Here is a 19,850-nt window from a genome sequence, read left to right on the forward strand (position 1 = left end):
CTTACGCCTCGAATCTCCGTCCCACCTCGGGCCAGTTCACCACGTTCCACCACGCGCTGACGTAATCGCCGCGCTTGTTCTGGTACTTGAGGTAGTACGCATGTTCCCATACGTCGACGCCGAGTATTGGATGCTTCTTTTCCATGACCGGCGTGTCCTGATTCGGCGTGCTCGTGATGGTCAGCTTGCTGCCATCCTTTACGAGCCAGGCCCAGCCTGAGCCGAAGCGCTTGGCGGCAGCGTCTGCGAACTGCGTCTGGAACGTCCCGAAATCGCCAAACGACTTCTTGATCGCGTCCGCGAGCTTGCCCGTCGGCTCGCCGCCGCCCTTGGGTGACATGATCTCCCAGAACATGGAGTGGTTCCAGTGGCCGCCGGCGTTGTTGCGCACCGCCGTGCGAATCGATTCGGGAATCGAATCGAGATGCTGCAGCAGATCGTCGAGCGACCTGGATTGCAGCTCGGGAGCCTTCTCGAGCGCGGCGTTGAGATTGTTCACATATCCAGCATGATGCTTATCATGATGGATCTCCATTGTGCGTGCATCGATCGACGGCTCCAGTGCAGCAAAGTCGTACGGAAGGGCGGGGAGCGTAAAAGCCATGACTTCAGGTCTCCAATTTGGTTTTGTAGCGAGTTCTGTACCGGGCGATGATCGCCGGCAGTATGGACAGAAACACGATAATCAGAATGATCAGCTCAATGTGCTTCGCGACGCCGGGGAATGTCCGGCCGAGCGAGTATCCAAGGAGCAGCATAGACCATACCCAGGCCACTCCGCCCACGACGTTGTAGGCGATGAACCGCGAATACTGCATCTCACCCATCCCCGCGACTACTGGTGCGAAGGTACGGATGATCGGCATGAATCGCGCAATGAGAATGGTCTTGCCACCGTGCCGCTCGTAGAACTCGTGTGCCTTTATGAGATGTTTACGATTGAATAGAAGCGAGTCTTCGCGCGTAAACAGATGATGCCCAGTCGCCTTTCCGATTGCGTAGCCAACGGTGTCACCGGCAACCGCTGCGACACTGAGAATGAGACCCAGGAGCCATACGTCGATGTATCCCTGCGAGCCCAGTAGTCCGGCCGACACGAGCAGCGAGTCACCGGGCAGAAAGAATCCGATCAGCAGCCCCGTTTCGGCAAAAATGATTACGGCCATGCCGGTGTATCCGGCCGCCTGCACCAGCCCTGAAACGTCGCGCAGCCGGTTGAACAGTTCAGATAAACCGTGCATTCTGTAGGGATGAGTGTGGATGGGGTGGTCGTCCGCCCTGTCGGCCGGACTGGCCGGACCGTCGTGCCGCCTCGGACCGGCCTGTCCGAGCGGGCCGAACAGGTGTTCGAAAAGGCTTCCAGCGCATTCGTCGTTCTGCTGGGATGCGCCTGGGCTTTTTCGATCGCCTCGGCACGGGCGTCAGGCGACAAAGTTAACATCGTGACCCCTGCGTCAGCCGCGGTCGTGAGCGGACTGAGCGATGCGGATGCGCCAACCGCAGCTTACGTGACCGACGCGGTCAACAGGAAAGTCGTCGCGAGCATCGAGGCCGACGCCACGGGAGAGAGCGGAAAGCTCCGCGCGGAGATTCGGGGCGCGAGCGAGAAGCCCGGAATCGTGAAGGCTGCGATCGCAGCCGGCGGTGCACTTCGCCGCGTGGCCGATTTCAGTCTCATCACACCTCGGCCGGCCGCCGACGTACATCGGGGCCGCCTCGGGCTGTATTACATCGGGAACTGGCCGCGTGCAAGCGCCGCCAGGGGTGGCCGCGTCGTGTATCGAGCGCCGAGCGGCTTCATCGAAGTTACGCAGTCAAATGAGGATACCAGGCTGTCGCAGCACTTCGAGATCAGGGATTTTCTCACGCACGATCAGAGCGACGTGTGGCCCAAATACGTGGTAGTCAGCATGAAGCTGGTGGACAAGCTCGAGCTGGTGCTGGATGATCTCCGCGCGCATGGCGTGAATCCTGAAGGTGTTCACGTGATGAGCGGATTTCGCACTCCACAGTACAACCGCGGAGGCGGCGATCCGAGTGGGAGGGCAACGCTGAGCCGGCACATGTACGGCGACGCCGCCGACATCTACATCGACAACAGTGGCACCGGGCGTATGAGTGACCTGAATCACGACGGCCGGGTCGACCTTGCTGACGCGCGCGTGATACTTGCTTCTGTGGATCGAGTTGAACGTCAGCACCCTTCGCTGGTGGGTGGATGTGGAGTTTATATCGGGAACGGGTCGCATGGCCCGTTCGTGCACATCGACACGCGCGGCTACCCGGCACGATGGACTGGAACAGGAGACTGAGCAATGGCCGACACGATAGAGAGAGTGGTTCCGCGCGCCGACACGGTCGAAACGGATAACGCTGCGGCGGTATCGTCGGACGACCAGCATGGACGGAGGCCGGTGAGCAGCCCCAAGGTTCGGGTGCGGGCAGCCGACCTCGAGCCTTACATCGGGCTCAAGTACCTCTCTCGGCTCTTCAAGCTGATGGCGGTCGTCCTGATCCTGCTGCTCGTGTCGGAAATCATCACGGGACTCGTTACGAGCGGGCTGAACGCGCTTCCGACGCTGTTGGGCGAAGTGAGCCGTCTGGTGGTGTTTGCCGGGCTTCTGTGGGGGAGCGGCGATCTCGCCATCCTGCTCATCGACATGGGTCACGATCTTCGGGCCACGCGCATCCTCATCGGCCGGCAACTGGCTCATACGATGGATGAGCATCATGGCCAAATCGACCCTGGAATGTCGCGGCCGGTGGGTGAGTAGGATGCGCCGGTATGACTGTTGCGCTTGGTGAGCGCTAGACGGCTCACATTTTTTCGGACGAGGCTATAACGATGCTCTGGACCATTGCTCTGATCCTGTTTGTGCTATGGCTGCTTGGCTTTCTGGTATTTCCGATTGCCGGCGGGCTTATCCACATTCTGCTCGTCCTGGCGATAATTGTCGTTCTTTATCGCCTTATTACCGGACGCCGTCCTGTGCTTTAGGTCGGTTGAACCACGCAGCTCGGAACGCGGGAACCACGGCGGCCGGTTGGATCGGGCACGCCGTGGTTCCCGTTTTCGTTGTATGACGTAGTACTTTACGCCGTGCCGGAAACCATCCTCTCACGCGTAGTCGTGGTACTGTACGAGCCGCAGGATCCCGTCAACATTGGCGGGACCGTGCGAGCCATGAAGAACATGGGTGCCAGCGACCTGCGACTAGTCCGGCCGTGCGAGTACACGGATGTGCGGCTGGCTGGAATCGCGCACGGGACCGCCGACATCATCGAGCGGATCAGGCATTTCGATACGCTCGACGAAGCGCTTGCCGATTGCGTGAAGGTGGCGGCATTCACGGCCCGCCGGCGCGCGGCCAAACGGGTGCTTACCGACGCGCGTGAGGCGGCTCCCATAATCCAGGCCGCAGCGCAGGAAGGGAAGGTGGCGCTGCTGTTCGGGCGAGAAGACAGCGGACTTCCCAACGAAGCGATGGATCGCGGCCATCTCGTCGTGACGATCTCGACGACCGAGCACAGCTCCATCAACCTGGCGCAGGCGGTTCTGCTCGCGCTGTACGAGCTGCATCTGGTAGTGGCCGACGCCACCCGGTACATCGCTCCGCCCAAGCGCGACGCGCCCGCGGCTCTCGCGGCCGAGTATGAGCTGATGTTCAGCGATGCGGAGAAGGCGCTGGAGCAGGTCCAGTTCTTCAAGACGCGCCACCATGAGCGAATCATGCGATCTATAAGGTCGCTGGCATTCCGTGCGTCACCGGACAAGCGCGAGATCGCTCTGCTTCGCGCCATGTCGATCGAGGTTTTGCGCACGATAGATCGCATCAAGCGCGGCCTTGCATCATAAGGCCGCACGGGTGATTATTGGACGACAACTTGGCTTGTGAACATTTTCACATAGCCGAACGTTTAACTCGCCTTTAACCACAATTCGCGGATGGCGTTGCGAAGGAAGTGGCTCACGGTATCGGGATTCATCGCGATCGCCGCAGCGGCCACTATGCTCTCGGCATTCAGCGGCGCTTCGACGTCGCAGGGCTTCAGCCCTGAACAGCCGATTCATTTCCCACATCCCCTGCACGTACAGACGCTGAAGATGAACTGCCTGTACTGCCACTTCTCCGCGAACAAATCGCCAGATCCGGGACTGCCGGCAGTCGCCACGTGCATGGGCTGTCACGCACTCGTTGGTACGAACAAGCCGGAAATCAAGAAGCTCGCGGCTTACTGGAACAAGAAGCAGCCAGTGCCATGGGTTCGGATGCACAAGGTTCCGGAATACGTCCATTTCCCGCACATGAGCCACGTGAACGCCGGCGTTTCATGCCAGACCTGTCACGGGCCGATTCAGAACATGACGCAGGTTTACCAGTATTCCTCACTGAACATGGGTTGGTGTGTCAGCTGCCACATCGGACAGTCGAACCCGCCTTTCAAGGCGCGCTACGACTGCGCCGCCTGCCACTACTGAGCCCCGTATGAGCACCGAGACAGAATCGAAGGGGATCAAGCGCAGAGACTTTCTCAAGGTCATCGGCGGTGGCGCAGCGGTAGCAGCGTCCATTGGCTGTGAATCGGATAGAGTCGAGAAGCTCATCCCGTACCTGGTATCTCCCGACAACACCGTTCCGGGTGTATCGACCTACTACGCGACGACGTGCAGAGGCTGCGCGGCGGGCTGCGGCGTGATCGCAGAGACGCGCGACGGACGCACCACCAAGCTCGAAGGCAATCCAGCGCATCCGGTGAACCGCGGTGCGCTCTGCTCCACGGGCCAGGCGGAAGTACAGGCGCTGTACAATCCCGATCGCTACCGCTCGCCGATGATTCGCAAGAACGGCAAGCTGGTTGCGGCCAAGTGGGACGAGGCGCTCCAGCTGTTTTCCCAGAAGCTGGGCGAGACGCGCTCGCGCGGTGGCGCGGCGAACGCCGTGTTCATCAATCAACACGAGTCCGGCTCGTTTCCAGCGTTTCTGGATCAGTGGCTCGCCGATTTCGGCATGCCGGCGCATGTGAGCTACGACTCTGGCGTCGATACCGAGGCGATCGCGGCGCACACCGCTGCGTATGGCGTGGCGTGGCCGCGTTTTGATTTCAATGCTGCAGCACTCATAATTTCGTTCGGCGCCGATTTTCTGGATGGCTGGGGACCGTCGGTTCCGCAGCAGCTCGACTGGGCCGATGCGCGCGCCAAGCTGGTCGGCGCGCCGCGACTGGTAACAGTCGGCGCACGACGCTCGCTCACCGGGCTGAACGCCGACACGTGGCTCGACTGCAAGCCTGGCACTGAAGTGATGATCGCGCGCGCTCTCGCTGGCGAGATGCCGGTGGCGGACGCAGCACAGCAGAGTGGCGTCGACGCGAAGCGGTTGCAGGCTGTGGTCGACGAATATCGCGCAGCGAAGCCTGCGCTGGTACTCGCCGGCGGCCACATCGCGAATTCCGCCGAATTGTTCGCGGCCGTCACGGCGCTCAATCGCGCCAACGGCGCGGTCGGCACCACGATTCGCCCCGATCAGGCGTTTCTGGGCTACGAAGGAATCGCGCCGCAGGCTCAACTCCGCGCGATCGGCGACCGGATGAATTCCGGAGCCGTACCGCTGCTCATGGTTCGCGGTGCCAATCCGGCGTACACGATGCCTCGGAGCACAGGCTTCGCAGCGGCGATGAAGAAGGTGCCGTTCAAGGTATCGTTCGCGAGCATCATGAATGACACGAGCGAGATGTGCGATCTGATTCTTCCGGATCATCACTCGCTCGAGCAGTGGGGCGATGCCGAGCCGGTGAAGGGAACGCTCTCGCTGCAGCAGCCGACGATGGATCCCGTGTTCGATTCGCTCGCGACTTCGGACGTGCTCATCAGGATTGCGAAGGGCGATCCGGCGACGGCGGCGAAATATCCGGAGCCCGATTATCGCACGTGGCTCATCGCGCGCGTTCCGGGCGGTGAGGAAGGTATGCGCGCCGGCCTCCCGACCGCGATCGTAGCCGGCAGCGCGCTCGCGCGCACCGCGCCGCGTCCTGCGCTTCCCGCGATTCCTGCGGCCCCTGCGCTTGCTTCGACGTCCGGCGACATGTTCCTGTTCATCTACCATCACCCGGTACTAGGTGATGGTCGTGGCGCCAACAAGCCGTGGCTGCAGGAGCTTCCCGATCCCGTCACCAAGCTCACGTGGCAGACGGTGGTCGAGATGCATCCGCTTACTGCAGCGAAGATGGGACTGGACAACAGCGATCTCGTTACCGTCACGACGAGCGCGGGCTCGCTTACAGCTCCGGTCTACCTGTATCTCGGCATTCGTCAGGACACCATCGCGATCGCGACCGGACGCGGCCACATCAACGCCGGCCGCTATGCGAAGGCCGGCGAGAACGCGTACGACCTCGTTCCACTCGCCGAAAATGCAGCTGGCGGCATCGCACTCGTAAGCACCAGAGCCAAGGTCGTGAAGGCCGGCGGCAGCATGCTGCTGGCAACTACCGAAGGCTCTGCAAGACAGCATCTTCGTGACATCGCGCGCGCGATTCCTGTAGGTGAGCTCGGCGCTGGTGCCGAGAAGCACAAGGAGCCGGAAGAGGAGCATCTGCCCGGCGACGCGTCGCACGAATTCCTGCCTGGACTCCGGTCGCCCGTCGCCAACGATGCGCAGGGTGATTTCGGCGATCCAGCCTCCAAGGATCTCGGGATGTACAATCCGAATCACTGGAGCAACATGGCCAAGCGACGCTGGGCCATGACGATCGACCTGGCGCGGTGCACTGGATGCGCTGCATGCGTAACCGCGTGCTACGCCGAGAACAACATTCCGACGGTCGGCGCCGACTGGCAGACGCCGCAGATACTTCCGGACCGCACGGGGTTCGGCGCGAACATCACACGCAGTCGCGAGATGGCGTGGATTCGACTCGAGCGCTATTACGAGGGCGGGGAAGATGGCAGCGCCGATTTCGAGACGCGCTTCATCCCCATGATGTGCCAGCATTGCGGTAACGCGCCGTGCGAGCCTGTCTGCCCGGTGTACGCGACCTATCACGCGCCGGACGGACTCAACGTTCAGGTTTACAACCGGTGCGTCGGAACTCGTTACTGCTCCAACAACTGTCCCTACAAGGTTCGCTACTTCAACTGGTTCGGATACGGCGAGCCACATCGGCCGCAGTACGCGTTCCCCGAGCCGCTCAATTGGCAGCTCAATCCCGACGTCACGGTGCGCGGCAAGGGTGTCATGGAGAAGTGCTCCATGTGCGTCCAGCGCATTCGCGGCGCGGAGCATCGCGCCAAGCTCGAGAACAACCGGCCGTTGCGCCCCGACGAATTCACGACTGCGTGCGCGGAAGCGTGCCCCTCGCGCGCCATCACATTCGGCGACGCGGCGGACGATTCATGGTCGGTGACGCGATTGATCAAGGACGAGCGTGCGTATCATGTATTCGAAGAGCTCAACACATTCACCGCGGTAGTCTACTTGAAGAAAGTCAATCACCCGTCGCCGGCTACCGAGCCGGCGCACGCGTAGGAGTCCGCGGATGGCAACAGCCACTAAACCGGTAGAGGACGTCGAGCTGCTGCGCCGGCCGAACATCCCGAGCGCCGAGGTACGACTTCCCGCCGTAAAGGATTACGAGCAGGTCGATGATGAGATAACAGCGACGCTGCATCCCACGGCCCAGTGGTTCATCGGGCTTGGTGTGGCGATCCTCTTCCTCCTTATCGGCGCGCTGGCGTGGACTTATCAGATCTACACCGGACTCGGAGTCGCCGGATACAACCCGCCGGTGATGTGGGGTGTGTACATCGTCACCTTCGTGTTCTGGGTCGGTATCGGACACGCGGGAACGCTCATCTCGGCGATCCTTTACCTGTTCCGAGCGGGATTCCGAACGACGATCTACCGATGCGCCGAAGCCATGACGGTGTTCGCGGTCATGACCGCCGGACTGTTCCCGATCCTGCACCTCGGACGTCCGTGGAAGTTCTTCTGGCTCATTCCGTACCCGAACTGGCGCTACATCTGGCCGCAGATGAAGAGTCCGCTGGTGTGGGACGTGTTCGCGATTCTCACGTACCTCACGGTTTCCGCGACATTCCTCTACATCGGACTCGTCCCCGACTTCGCGATTCTCCGCGACCGGGAAAAGAATCCGGTGCGCAAGCGGCTGTTCGCGCAGCTGGCACTGGGGTGGCGTAACACCGATCGCGAGTGGCGCCACTTCGTTCGCGCGTATCTCTTCCTCGCAGCATTCTCCACACCGCTCGTTCTTTCAGTGCACTCGGTGGTGTCGTTCGACTTTGCCATGTCGGACGTGCCGGGATGGCACACGACTGTGTTCCCGCCGTACTTCGTCGCCGGCGCGATCTACTCGGGCATCGGAATGGTCTTCACCATCGTGATTCCGCTGCGCAAGTGGTTCAATCTCAAGCATTACGTCACGATCAACGATCTGGACGCTGCGGCGAAGCTTGCACTGTTCACGTCGCTCGTCGTCGGCGTATCGTACGCCTGCGAGTGGTTCGTCGCATGGTACAGCGGAAGCCCCGCCGAGAAACAGTTCTTCGCGAACCGCCTCTGGGGTCAGTGGTGGTGGGCGTCGGCATTGCTGTACACCTGCAACATCTGTCTGCCGCTGTCGCTCTTCTCGCAGTGGTGCCGCCGCAACACGACGTGGCTCTTCATCCTGTCGATCTTCATCAACATCGGCATGTGGTTCGAGCGCTTCGTGATCGTGGTGCCATCTCTGTCGCACGAGTACGAGCCCTGGCAGTGGGCAGGGTATCGCCCGACCTGGGTCGACTACGCCATTCTGTGCGGGTCGTTCGGCTGGTTCTCGATGTGGTTCCTGCTCTTCATCAAGCAGTTCCCCGTCATAGCGTTGACGGAGATCAAGGAGATCGTGAAGCCGCGATTGAAGTTCCGGCACGCACAGGGCGTGGACTCCACGGCTCATCCGTTGCCGTTCATGCCTGACACACCAGGGGAGTTCGACTGATGCGCGGCGTAATCGGGCTGTTTCGCGAGCTGGACACCACCTGCGACGCGATAGCGATTCTCAAGAAGAAGAAGTTTGGAGAATTCACGGTGTATTCTCCAACGCCGCGTCACGAGATCGAGCACGCGATCGACAGGGGGCCGAGTGCGGTGCGCGTCTTCACGCTCATCGGCGGATTGTGCGGCGTAACGTTCGGTTACTGGATCGCGATCTGGATCTCGGACTACTGGCCGATCGTGGTAGGCGGCAAGGCGATCGCGACGTGGATCCCGTACACGGTTTTCGGCTTCGAGGTGATGGTGCTCATCGGAGCGCTCGCCACTGTGGCCGGCCTGTTCGCGACAGCGAGATTCCCTCGTATCACGCACACTGTGGGATACGATTCGCGGTTCAGCTACGGCGATTTCGGCGTCTGGATCGAGCCGTCGCCAGACAAGATGCAGGAGGCAGAGCAGTTGCTACGTGATGCTGGTGCAGTGGAGGTGCGCGTTGAACGCTAGAGCCATTCGCGCGCTGCTCGCCATCGCGCCCCTTACTCTGAGTCTTTCTGCGTGCGAGTGGTTCAGCGACTTCCGCCGCCAGCCAGCGTTGCACCCGTGGCAGCCGATTCACTGCGACGCTCGTCGCGACGTCTGCGACGAGACCATTCCTTCGCGCGGCAATCCGCAGAATTCCGTCTCGATCTACGGAACCGAGCGCGCCGGCTTCGAAACGTCGTACGCTGCGCTCCCCGGCACTATCGACTCCATGTCGAATCTCGTCAATCCGACACCGCCTACCGCTGCGTCGCTCGCCAACGGTCACAAGTACTTCGCCGTCAACTGCGAAGTCTGTCATGGCGAGAAGGGACTTGGCGACGGTCCGGCTACCAAGTACGGAATGATCGGCATCAATCTCACGATGGACATCACCAAGAACCGGAGCGATGGCTACATCTTCGGAATGATCCGGAATGGACGCGGCGCAATGCCGTCGTACAACAGGATCGAGGAGATGGATCGCTGGGACGTCGTCAATTACGTTCGCGCGCTTCAGGGCAAGCTCGGCGTGACGGTTCCGACGGGACCGCTGGCTGTGCCTGGCGTTACAGGACGCTGGGTGCCCGGTTATACCAAGACAGCACCCGATAGACCGGCGCCGTTCGTACCGCCGTATGAGGGAAGCGCCAAGGCGTGGTACCACGCCGGCGAAGCGCCGCCCGCGCTCGACATGAGATCGCCGCGGGTTGGTCCACCACCGCTTGATTCCAACGTGTACAAGACAGGTATTCCGCAGGAGGTGAAGCGATGAGCGATCATGGACCTCACATCTTCACGCGGGAAGAGGTAATCGCCGGCAGTCAGACTCCGGTCGCGAGCTGGCTCAAGATGGCGTGCGCGATTCTCGCAATCATCGGAACCGTGACGTTCATCTTCGGCGCTTTCGTCGGTGCCGATCGTGCGTGGCAGGCACTGCACTTCAACTGGCTGTTCTTCAGCACGGTATCGTCTGCTGGTGTGACCGTGGTCGCCGTGCAGCGTATCACCACTGCACGCTGGTCGCGACCCGTGGTTCGGTTCATGGAGGGGTACGTCGCCTTCCTGCCCGTCGCGTTCGTGATCCTCTGTCTCTCGCTGACCATCGGACGTGACCACATCTTCCCCTGGGCAACGCATCCTCTGATGATCGAGGAGAAGCGCCAGTACCTCAACGTTCCGTTCTTCGTCACGCGCGATCTGGTGATGTTCGGAATCCAGACGATACTGAGCGTGTGGTACATCTACACCTCCGTGCGGCTCGACGTCGGCGTCGTTCCGGAGAGTGGTGCGTCGTGGGCGCGCGGAATCCGCGACCGTATGCGGAATGGGTTTGGTGAGGAGCGCAGGGAGCTTCACTCGACGCATTCGCGTCAGGGCAAGCTGGCGGTGGCGATGGTCTTCGCATTCGCGCTGTTCTGGATCATCATGTCGTGGGATCTGTCGATGTCGCTCGATCCACACTTCCAGAGCACGCTGTACGGCTACTGGTTCTTCATGGGCGCGTGGGTCGCTGCCATCGCAGCATGGACGCTCATCACGATGGCGTGGCGGAGTCACCTGCGTCGCCAGGACATGATCACCGACGTTCACTTCCACGACCTCGGCAAGCTCTGCTTCGCGTTCACAGCGTTCTGGGGCTATCTGACGTTCGGCCAGTATCTGGTTATCTGGTACGGCAACCTTGGTGAGGAAACTCACTGGGCTCGCCTGCGGCTCATCGCACCGTGGAGCTGGATCACGATGACCGTCGTGGCACTCATGTTCGTGCTGCCGTTCTTCGGCCTGTTGTCACGCGCAGCGAAGGTATATCTCCCGACCATGGCGTTCTTCGCGGCGTGTCTCGTCGTCGGACTCTATCTGCATCGGTACGACGAGATCTATCCGTCCATCTATGGTGTAAGAGTGGACGGTACGCTGCCGTTTGGTATCTGGGAAATCGCAATCACCGCCGGATTCCTCGGAATCTGGGGCCTGTGCTACATCGCGTTCATGGACGCATTCCCGCGCATGCGCGTGGTGCTGATGACGTCGCCGTTCCGCGACGAGGTGCAGGTGCCGGTGAATCCCAAGACGATGGACGCGCTCCCCGCGCACGAATGATCTCATAGGGGCAGACCCCGCGTCTGCCCCTGCGGATACGCCTGCCCGCGTCGGGACCGGCGTATCGCGCGTGATGGACGGCCCAGAGGTGCGGATGCATCGGCGCCTCGGAGCGCCGTCATCGATTAAATTATGTCGTTCGTGTCCAGCGGCGCGAGCTAAAGGGGGCTTCGTTCAACGGTAGGACATCGCCTTTGCAAGGCGAGAATAAGGGTTCGATTCCCTTAGCCTCCACTACTTCACCCGGTATCGCTTCCGAAGCGCTTTGCGCTCTTCTCCAGCGAGGCGACCAAACGGCCGCGCGCGTCGGGAGTCAGCGACGCAGTCACTCCTCGCTCGGCGGCTGAGATCCTGTCGTGCAGACGGGCAAACAGCAACGACAGTGACGCGTCGAACGGCGAGTCAGCGGTAACGCGCGTGAAGTCCATCGCGCCACTTGGCCGGTACACCAGCTCGCTCGCCACGAGCGCCGTACGCTCGGCGGCGACCGACGTCACTTCGCGAGCAACGCGATGCGCGAGTAGCTGCGCATCCCTCAACTCTCCGACCACATCCTGGAATCGCGCAAGCTCATCCGCCACAGGTGCAAGCTCGGGTATCTGGGCCGATAATGCCTCCAGTACATAGCGCCCACGTTTCGCCAGAATGCGGGCGCGATGCAAGCGCCTCGCGTCGTCCGCGGATCGAATACGATCGAATGCCGCTGCAAGAGCGGAAACCTGATCGCCGAGCACGGATGCCGTCACTGCTCGCATCGACGCAACAACGTCACTGTCGCAAACGTCGTGCACGGTTACGTAACGGCTCAGTTCCTTGCGGAGTGCTCGCTCCGTTTTGAGGAAATCGCGCCGCAGCAACTTCCGCAATTTTCGCCATGCTGGCTTGCGGTCGCGCTTGAGCTCCGCGATGACCCACGTTGCTGCCTCGAGGCGGGAGTCACCCAGCGCAGTCCGCTCGGACTTCAGCCACGTGATCTGCACGTCGAGATCGCGAAGGTCCCTAGTTGTATCGGCGATCGTGTTAAGTCGTCGACGGGTGCGCCCCCGAACCGTGTCGTCGAGGCACGGCCGATACAGACGTATCCAGGACCTGAGGCGCCTGAGGGCCACACGGAAGTCATGAATCGAGTCCGCATCGCGACTGCGCATCCTGTCGTAGGCATCGGCGGCAGCGTCGAGTGCGCGAAGCGCCACGACGCGGGCTGCGCGCTGTGCACCGTCGGTGTTGGCATCCCAGTCGAGTCTTGGCGTCATTCGATCGCTCCCCAACCCGAATGATACTGTCTTCCTGACCCGGAGGTGACAGCGAGGTGCAAAACGACGTGTCGATTTAGACTACGGGCGCTCCGCGGCGGGTTGCGCCCGGTCCCGGTACGGCTTATCTCGCACGATGGCCGATCGTACCCGCATTTCCAATTCCGCGTCTCGCCGCATAATCCTCGGGACCAGCCTGATTCTGGGCATCACTGCCGTCGTACTCATCTTCGCTCCAACCGAGCTCGCCGCCTCGATCGGGACGCCGCACGCGAGGGAAATAACCATATTGTTACAGCTGTACGGAGCCGCGCTGTTCGGACTTGCCATGACCGGATGGATGGTCCGCGGGGCGATCGTCGGCGGGATCTTTGGCCGCTCCTACGTGGTGGGGAACGCTGCCCACGCATTCGTCGGGGCGTTCACACTGGCCAGGCCGGCGCTGGAGGCCGGCGCGGCGCCGGTTCTGCAAATGTTTGCCGCGATCTACTGGCTACTCGCTTTGACCTTCGGCTATTTAATGTTCGTATCGACCCCGCGTTCGTAAAACTACGTCGAGGCACCCGTGGGGCCCGAACGAGGAGACTGAGAGAAAATGAGTCGGCGGCAAGCGTCCGGAAAGGGACCGAAGCGAAAGAGCGACAATATCGTGATCCTGTACTCCATCATCTTCTGCATCGTGCTGGTGGTGTACATCCGTTACATCATGTGATCTCCAGACCCATGCAAATTCAGAATCAGCCAGTACCAGCCGTTGGATCCGCAGCCCCCGACTTCACACTTGGCTCGACATCCGGGCAACAGGTAAGCCTGTCATCGTTTCGTGGAAAGAACGCCGTGCTGATCGCCTTCTTTCCCCTGGCATTCACGAGTACCTGTACGACCGAGTTGTGCGAGTTCTCGGACGACTACGACGAGTTCGTGCGCGCAGGAGTTGTTGTGCTGCCGATTTCGGTCGATGCCGTACCGACGTTGAAGGAGTTCAAGGCCAAGCACAACATGAAGACGGATCTGCTGTCGGACTTCAAGCGTGACGCAGGGCAGGCGTACGGCGTGATGTGGCAGGACGCGTTCTTTACGAATCGGGCCTACTTTCTCATCGACAAGGGCGGCGTGGTGCGGTGGGAGCACGTCGAGGAAACGCCGAGCGGAAAGCGGAGCAACGCGGAGATACTGGCGGAGATTGCGAAGCTTTAGATCCTGACGACGATACTCGTCCAAAGCGCCCTCCCTGTTCGCGCGGATCAGCTTCCCATCATGAACATCCTGATCCCAACTTTTTCCTTCGCCTTGAACAGCGTTGCCGGTAGCCATGGCAAAAGTTTGAGCTGGATCGGACTGAGAATCTTTGGCAACGTACGCTGAACATCGAGGCGCGATATTTCCCAGCCTTCGTCGACAGCGGTTTCCTGTTTCTTCAACGCTTCGGCGGGGTCGTAGTCATCCCCCAGGCCAGCAAGATATTCGCTGAGCGCTGTCCACACGCTGTCGATGCGCTGTCTGTAGGCCGTATCGGCTTTCTGAAGCGATTCGGCCTGGTCGCGGCTAAGCAGTAGCGAGTCCGACTCTTCGAGGATCGACGAGTATGGATCCGGCACGTTGCGCGCGTAGCGCCGCTTCAGTTCCGTTACGGAAAGCCGGGGCCCCTTCCGGCCGTTGCGTCCCGGTTTGAGCCAGCGGTTGAGCATCTGCTGCGGCAGCGGACGGCCCAGACCGAGCGAAACGTCGATGGACACACGGAATGGTACACGCAGCAGTGTGTTGCTCGGCCGCGTATTTCCGAATCGCGGATTGACAGTATAGCTGAATCGATCGTTGCCGGGATCGAACGCTGTGGGTCTGTAGAGAACGGGATCCGGAAATGCGGGAGTCCCCCATCCGCGCAGGTGGTTCGCGCCATGCAGCAGCTGATCGAGGCCGCCGAGCGGATTGGACAGTGCGAGTGAGATACTGCCGTACTGCTTCGTGATCGGCATCTTGCCACTATACGACAGCTGTGCGTTGAGCGAAGTGGTCCATGGTCCCGCGCAGCTGTTCCTGCCCGCGGCGTGATCCATCTGTGTCGTCAGACAGTCGCGAACACTTCGCGACGAATTGGAGAGCAGCGTGCGCGTTGCACTCGCCAGCGAAGCATCCGCGCTCGTCGCGGGGTTGAAGATGAACGCGCGATCGTTGGCGAGCCCATCACCGTTCACGTCGCCGCCGACCATCGGGGTGAAGGGAAGGCCGGATTGCAGGCGGCCAAAGAATGTGAGCGCCACCCTCCTGAAGGTGTAGCCGCCCTGTAGCAGGATCTGGTGGCGCACATCCAGATCGCCGCGCGCCCACTCGCGCGTGACGGGACTCCCGAATGTCGCGCCATCGAAGCCACTCTCCCGCGCGCGTGTATCGGCGAGAGTGTAATTGACGCCTAGAAACCAGTTGGAGATTCCATCCAGCTCAGGTGACAATGACACTGTGACCTGTTTGCTCCGTGACGTCAGCGTGGATACGTTATCGATGACGTGACCAAACAGCGGCGATACACGCGCCTGCACGGACGATAGCGCTCCTGACGTCGGGACGATGCTGTTGGGATCCACGAATACAGGCCGTCCTTCATCGGCAAGTGTGAATCTCGGTACGTTGGCGAAGTTGACGTCGGTGCGTCCGGGTTGATTCAGATTGAGCGAGTACAGACCTTCGATCGAGTACGTGAGCAGCCTGTAGCTCGACGAATACGCCAGGTTGCCGCGCCAGCTTCGAGGCGCCGTATATCCCGGATCGAACAGCTGCACCGATGGCGCAGCGTCGGTGAACACGGGCGTTGCTCCGCCGAGGCATTGTGTGGGTATGGATGCCGGATCGGTGAGGTATTGCCCCCAGTTCGGGATCGGAGTTGCGGCTCCGACGCAGGTGAGCGATTGCAAGCCGCTCGGCAGGCCGGTTGCGATCGAGGCGTTGGTCAGGAGGTTCGCCGGAAGAATATTCCGGAATTCGCCGATTCCACCGCGCACGTAGCTGACAGGTCCAGTGCGGAATTGACCGATCTGGTTGAATCTGATTCCATCGCCTTCCGGCTTTCGGATCCACGTAAATCCGATGCGCGGACTGATGTGAACCGTGTTTGGCGCATGATCTGTACGCAGCCCGAATGTGGACTCCACGGCAGGATTGAACTCCGGTGCCGACAGGTAGTGATTGGCCTCGAAACGCGCACCGTACATCACCTGAAAGGTCGAAGACTTGCGCCAGAGATCGCCGAGCGCGACGTATCCGTTCCAGACAGAGCCGTGGAGCGTTGGCGCATTAAGTGAGCGTGTAAAACTCGACGGTTGATCGCTGGCAAGGTCGCCGAGCGAGTTGAAGGCAAAAGATCCAAAGGAATTGGAATTCGTTTCCTGGCGGATCCCGTCGACGCGAGAATCTGCGTCCAGCTTGACGCGATGTGCGTCGCGTCCGTGCGCATAGAATTGGGTCATGCTCGTTGTTTCCCACGTCCACTGGCGCGTGTCGCTGAGTCGGGCGCTGTTTCCACCGAATGCCAGCGACGTCAGGCCACCGGTACCATCCGGAAACGAGGAGGCCACGAGCACACTCCCATTCGGAAGGGTGAGATATGGAGTCGACCGGTTTCTCGAGAAGGTGAATCCACTGCGCTCCTCGTTCAAGTAGTCCCCATGCAGATATGTCGAGAACAGTGCCTGCAGCATTCCGATACCCTGCGATGTCGAGGCGCCGTGGGCAGCAATAGCGGTGGGGCTGATCGCCGCAGCGTTGTCACTTGACAGTTTTCCGTACGCCAAAAGCCCCCAGGTTGTTCGCGCTGGCTGGAAGCTGCTCCAGTTGTAGGGCGCGTGATCGACTCGCGCTATGAATGACGCGTTCTGCATGACGTGCGACGATGGCACAGCGCCGGTACGCAGCGGAATCCCGGCAGAGGAGAGCAGATTGAACAGTCGATCCGCGGAGTCAGGCGATACGCCGGCGTGTTGCAGCAGGTCCGTCGCTGCGTTGGAGAGAGATACAGCGTCCGATGTGCGACGCCCTGCCTGCAAGCCGTAGTTGTACACAAACTTATCTTCGTCCAGTGCGCCGTCGCCCCCAAAGCTTGCAATGACATTGCTGAAACGCTGTCCCATCCGTGCCGACACGGGATCGGTATATTGCAGCGCAGGCGCGTCCAGCGTGACGTGCGCTCGTCGGCTCGCGAAAAGATTGCCGCGGGACAACTCGACGTCCTCATTGAGCCCCCCGAACCAGCCGCGCGACGGATCGTAGGTAGAGCTGGATACGCGCACAGTGGTTCGCGCATCGCGCGGTACATCGGCGCCGGCGAACGCCATTCCGTTGATCGTCGTCGAGTTCTGTCCACCGATGCCCCCAACCGAGAGGCCGCCCGGTGTGGACGCAATTCCCGGAATCGTGGCACCGATCGCTGCAAGATCGCCAGCCTCGTCTGGTGACACTGCACCGTTCACGCCGCCTGCGATCTGCTCCGACGCGCCGGTCTCGACTCCGAATAATGGCTCGCGCGAGGGGATCTGTTTCTCCTGTGCCTTGATTTTCACCGCCGCAAGCTGTTGAACTCCGGTCCGCGTGAGCGCGGCGTCCACAGTGAACATCGAGTCCGAACCAACGCGTGTTACGCGCTTGCGATACGTACTGTACCCGACGGCGGAGATGTGTACCAGATAGTCGCCAGAGCCATTCGCAAACTCCATCGAGTAGCGGCCGGCGCTGTCGGTCGTCGTCGCTCGCGAGAGACGATCCGGAGCCATCGTGATGATGACGTCCGCTGCGGGGAGCACCTTACCACTGTCGGTCGTAACGGTGCCTCGAATTGTGTCGTGATGCGTCTGGGCGGTGCAGGGGACAGCCCAGAGAATTGAAATCAGAAGTCCGAATATCGCACTGCCAAAAAAAGAGGCTCGCCGAGCGCGCAGTTGATGATCGATCATTGCGGATCTTTGGCGATCGCGAACGTGAACGGCTGCTGTACCAATTGCCTGATGTGCTTACCGCGGATTTCAGCCGGTACGAAGGTCATTTTGGGAAGTGCGGTGCGGACCGCCTGCTCCAGGAGCGGATCTGTCGCGTTGGTGATCGTGATGCCAGCTGCCCGATCCACGCGGCCCGTGGTATCAACGGTGAACTCCGCATCGACCTCACCGCCGATTCCCGCGCGGCGTAAACTATCGGGATATACCGGCGTTACCGTCGTGGACAGCATTCTCGCAGGCTTGTCGACCTGGAAGCTGAAATACGTCATGGTGTGACTCGCGGTGCCCGTGGGGCGCCATTCCAAAGCGCGAAGCGTGCGCGTGTTCTTCCGTGCTGCATTGAGTATTGCCTCCACGGAATCGCGCTCGTTCGTCGCGCGCTGCAGTGCGCGCATCTGCGTTGCCATCATCCGCTCGCGTGTGCGCAGGCTGTCGTTCTGCCGCCGCAGTATGGCGAGACTGTCGATCCGCCGCTTTGATCCGGTGTCGGGTCGAACGGGCCACGCTGGCGCAATCCGCAATGGTGGCGCGGCACGTGACATAATCCTTGGCACTGGCGTCGTGAATGCCGCCGCAACGGCTATGAGCGCAACTACACCGCCGGTGACCACGCTCTGCATTCCGATGCGCCGCACAGCAGTCATCGCGCGCAACCGCAACTCCAGCTCCGATGGCAGCCTCAGCAGCGCAACCATCGGAACGGCGAGCGGACCGCTGTTCCGCCCGCGTGCGGCTACCTCCAGCAGTACGTGACCGTAATCCTTCGCACTCGGATATCGAGTCAGCACCCGCATATCGCAATCGAGTTCGATCGCGCGCCGAAGCCTGGCTGCACACCACCACAACCCGATGTTCCACGGCATCAGGACCAACGCGATTACCGCGAGCATCAATCGCTCGGGATCACGCGCCGTAATGTGTTCCGACTCGTGCGCGAGAACCAGCCTTCGATGTTCCGGCAGCATCGTTGTCGCCCACGATGGCAACACGATCCGATGTGATAGAAAGCCGACCACCGCGGGTCCGGTCATCGCAGACACGTCCACACTCACGCCATCCACAACCGTCCTTTCCCACGATCGCTGCGCTCTGCGCCAGTGGAACACGCCGACCACAAGCCACGCGATCAGCGATACCGACAACACGATCCAGACAACCAGCGCCGTTGCGGCGAAGTCGCGTGCGATGCGCGCCAGCGCGGTGCGTAGCGCACGGCGCGAAGGTGCTATCAATCGAATGAGAGCGTCCCGTGCGATGTAACTGTAGCCGCGCCGCGCTGCAGAGCGCCCGGAGCTTATGATGATTCTCGCCAACACAGGGGGCCCGTCACCTGCAGCCGCTCCGATTGCGGTGCGGGCGTCGAGTGAGTGCACCGTGAGCACCCCGCTCGGCGCCACCACCGCAAGCACGATCGCTGCCGTCCAGAAATGCCGCGCAGCGCCGCGTCCCCGTGTCCCCCATTCCATCGCTGCCGCACCACCAGCGAGCAACAGCGTGAACAGGACCATGTATCCGAATACGGTGGGAGTCATTTCGAGTCCTCCGCCAGCCGCTCGTCAAGCAGCGCGCGCAACCGCCGAAGCGTTGCGTCGTCGAGCCCGCGATCGGATACGAGCTGCGTGAGTAGTCTTTCCGGAGACCCGCGGAAGAATTGCCCCAGCACTCTGTCTATCGCGCTCGAGCTTGCGTCATCCCGGTCGATCAGCGCGGCATAACGATGTGCGCGCCCCTCGACTTCTCGCGCGACGTGCCCCTTTTCCTCCAGCACGCGCAAGAGTGTAAGGATCGTCGTATACGCGGATCCGTCGCCCAGTGCGTCCCGCACCTCAGCGACCGTACTTGGTCCGCGCTCCCAGAGCACGGTCATGAGCTCGATCTCCCGTGGGGTCAGCCGCTGCATCCGGATATCCTCCTACTAAGAGTCTAGTACTATCGCCATAGTACCATTATCAAGTCATGGCGTCAAGGACCGTATAGTATCCGGGCTGGCCTTAAGGGCG

Annotated in this window: 18 protein-coding genes and 1 tRNA gene; 13 read left to right on the forward strand and 6 right to left on the reverse strand. The window is 61.2% G+C overall.

Annotated features, from left to right (window positions below):
- Position 1: 1 nt before the first annotated feature.
- Both V4529_01400 and V4529_01405 read right to left on the reverse strand, forming a co-directional pair.
- A complete protein-coding gene (locus V4529_01400; protein MES2356975.1) occupies positions 2-604 on the reverse strand; it encodes a superoxide dismutase in 603 nt (200 codons plus the stop codon).
- 4 nt (positions 605-608) lie between these two features.
- Positions 609-1,241 carry a VTT domain-containing protein gene (locus V4529_01405; GenBank protein MES2356976.1) on the reverse strand — a complete coding sequence of 211 codons (633 nt, stop codon included), beginning with the start codon at positions 1,239-1,241 and terminating at the stop codon, positions 609-611.
- A 201-nt stretch (positions 1,242-1,442) separates the two neighbouring features.
- Here V4529_01405 and V4529_01410 point away from each other — a divergent pair, with 201 nt between their 5' ends.
- From V4529_01410 to V4529_01460, 11 genes are all read left to right on the forward strand, one after another.
- Entirely contained in the window at positions 1,443-2,312 is an 870-nt protein-coding gene (locus tag V4529_01410; protein MES2356977.1) for a D-Ala-D-Ala carboxypeptidase family metallohydrolase, read from the forward strand.
- A 3-nt stretch (positions 2,313-2,315) separates the two neighbouring features.
- Entirely contained in the window at positions 2,316-2,774 is a 459-nt protein-coding gene (locus V4529_01415) for a hypothetical protein (protein ID MES2356978.1), read from the forward strand.
- Between the two features lie 71 nt (positions 2,775-2,845).
- On the forward strand, positions 2,846-2,998 hold the full coding sequence (locus V4529_01420; protein ID MES2356979.1) for a lmo0937 family membrane protein: 153 nt from the start codon (positions 2,846-2,848) through the stop codon (positions 2,996-2,998).
- Between the two features lie 102 nt (positions 2,999-3,100).
- Positions 3,101-3,856 (forward strand): TrmJ/YjtD family RNA methyltransferase, encoded by a 756-nt coding sequence (locus V4529_01425; GenBank protein ID MES2356980.1) that lies wholly within the window; start codon positions 3,101-3,103, stop codon positions 3,854-3,856.
- 90 nt (positions 3,857-3,946) lie between these two features.
- Positions 3,947-4,480, forward strand: a complete 534-nt coding sequence (locus tag V4529_01430; protein MES2356981.1) for a cytochrome c3 family protein — start codon at positions 3,947-3,949, stop codon at positions 4,478-4,480.
- A 7-nt stretch (positions 4,481-4,487) separates the two neighbouring features.
- The gene (locus tag V4529_01435; GenBank protein ID MES2356982.1) at positions 4,488-7,526 is read left to right on the forward strand and encodes a molybdopterin-dependent oxidoreductase; all 3,039 of its coding nucleotides are present in this window, start codon (positions 4,488-4,490) and stop codon (positions 7,524-7,526) included.
- 10 nt (positions 7,527-7,536) lie between these two features.
- A complete protein-coding gene (nrfD, locus tag V4529_01440; protein ID MES2356983.1) occupies positions 7,537-8,997 on the forward strand; it encodes an NrfD/PsrC family molybdoenzyme membrane anchor subunit in 1,461 nt (486 codons plus the stop codon).
- Positions 8,997-9,497, forward strand: a complete 501-nt coding sequence (locus V4529_01445; protein MES2356984.1) for a DUF3341 domain-containing protein — start codon at positions 8,997-8,999, stop codon at positions 9,495-9,497. Before nrfD ends, V4529_01445 begins: the two co-directional genes overlap by 1 nt.
- Positions 9,487-10,287 (forward strand): cytochrome c, encoded by an 801-nt coding sequence (locus V4529_01450; protein ID MES2356985.1) that lies wholly within the window; start codon positions 9,487-9,489, stop codon positions 10,285-10,287. Before V4529_01445 ends, V4529_01450 begins: the two co-directional genes overlap by 11 nt.
- A complete protein-coding gene (locus tag V4529_01455; GenBank protein MES2356986.1) occupies positions 10,284-11,615 on the forward strand; it encodes a hypothetical protein in 1,332 nt (443 codons plus the stop codon). Before V4529_01450 ends, V4529_01455 begins: the two co-directional genes overlap by 4 nt.
- Positions 11,616-11,778: 163 nt before the next feature.
- Positions 11,779-11,849 (forward strand) — tRNA-Ala (locus tag V4529_01460).
- 5 nt (positions 11,850-11,854) lie between these two features.
- On the opposite strand, the gene V4529_01465 is transcribed toward V4529_01460, so the two are convergent.
- Positions 11,855-12,868 carry a CHAD domain-containing protein gene (locus tag V4529_01465; protein MES2356987.1) on the reverse strand — a complete coding sequence of 338 codons (1,014 nt, stop codon included), beginning with the start codon at positions 12,866-12,868 and terminating at the stop codon, positions 11,855-11,857.
- 136 nt (positions 12,869-13,004) lie between these two features.
- On the opposite strand from V4529_01465, the gene V4529_01470 reads away from it, so the two are divergent.
- Positions 13,005-13,415 carry a hypothetical protein gene (locus V4529_01470; protein MES2356988.1) on the forward strand — a complete coding sequence of 137 codons (411 nt, stop codon included), beginning with the start codon at positions 13,005-13,007 and terminating at the stop codon, positions 13,413-13,415.
- Between the two features lie 176 nt (positions 13,416-13,591).
- On the forward strand, positions 13,592-14,065 hold the full coding sequence (locus V4529_01475; protein ID MES2356989.1) for a redoxin domain-containing protein: 474 nt from the start codon (positions 13,592-13,594) through the stop codon (positions 14,063-14,065).
- Positions 14,066-14,112: 47 nt separating this feature from the next.
- Here the strand turns inward: V4529_01475 and V4529_01480 are convergent, their stop codons facing one another.
- From V4529_01480 to V4529_01490, 3 genes are read right to left on the reverse strand one after another with little or no spacing between them, the layout of a single operon-like run.
- Positions 14,113-17,808, reverse strand: coding sequence for a carboxypeptidase-like regulatory domain-containing protein (locus V4529_01480; GenBank protein MES2356990.1), 3,696 nt, complete (start codon positions 17,806-17,808; stop codon positions 14,113-14,115).
- Positions 17,805-19,382: a M56 family metallopeptidase gene (locus V4529_01485; protein ID MES2356991.1), complete on the reverse strand. Its 1,578-nt coding sequence runs from the start codon at positions 19,380-19,382 to the stop codon at positions 17,805-17,807. The genes V4529_01480 and V4529_01485 overlap by 4 nt, the downstream gene beginning before the upstream one ends.
- On the reverse strand, positions 19,379-19,750 hold the full coding sequence (locus tag V4529_01490) for a BlaI/MecI/CopY family transcriptional regulator (protein MES2356992.1): 372 nt from the start codon (positions 19,748-19,750) through the stop codon (positions 19,379-19,381). The genes V4529_01485 and V4529_01490 overlap by 4 nt, the downstream gene beginning before the upstream one ends.
- Between the last annotated feature and the right edge of the window lie 100 nt (positions 19,751-19,850).

It is taken from the genome of Gemmatimonadota bacterium, from assembly GCA_040388625.1.
In the GTDB taxonomy this organism is placed as follows: Bacteria; Gemmatimonadota; Gemmatimonadetes; order Gemmatimonadales; family Gemmatimonadaceae; genus Fen-1247.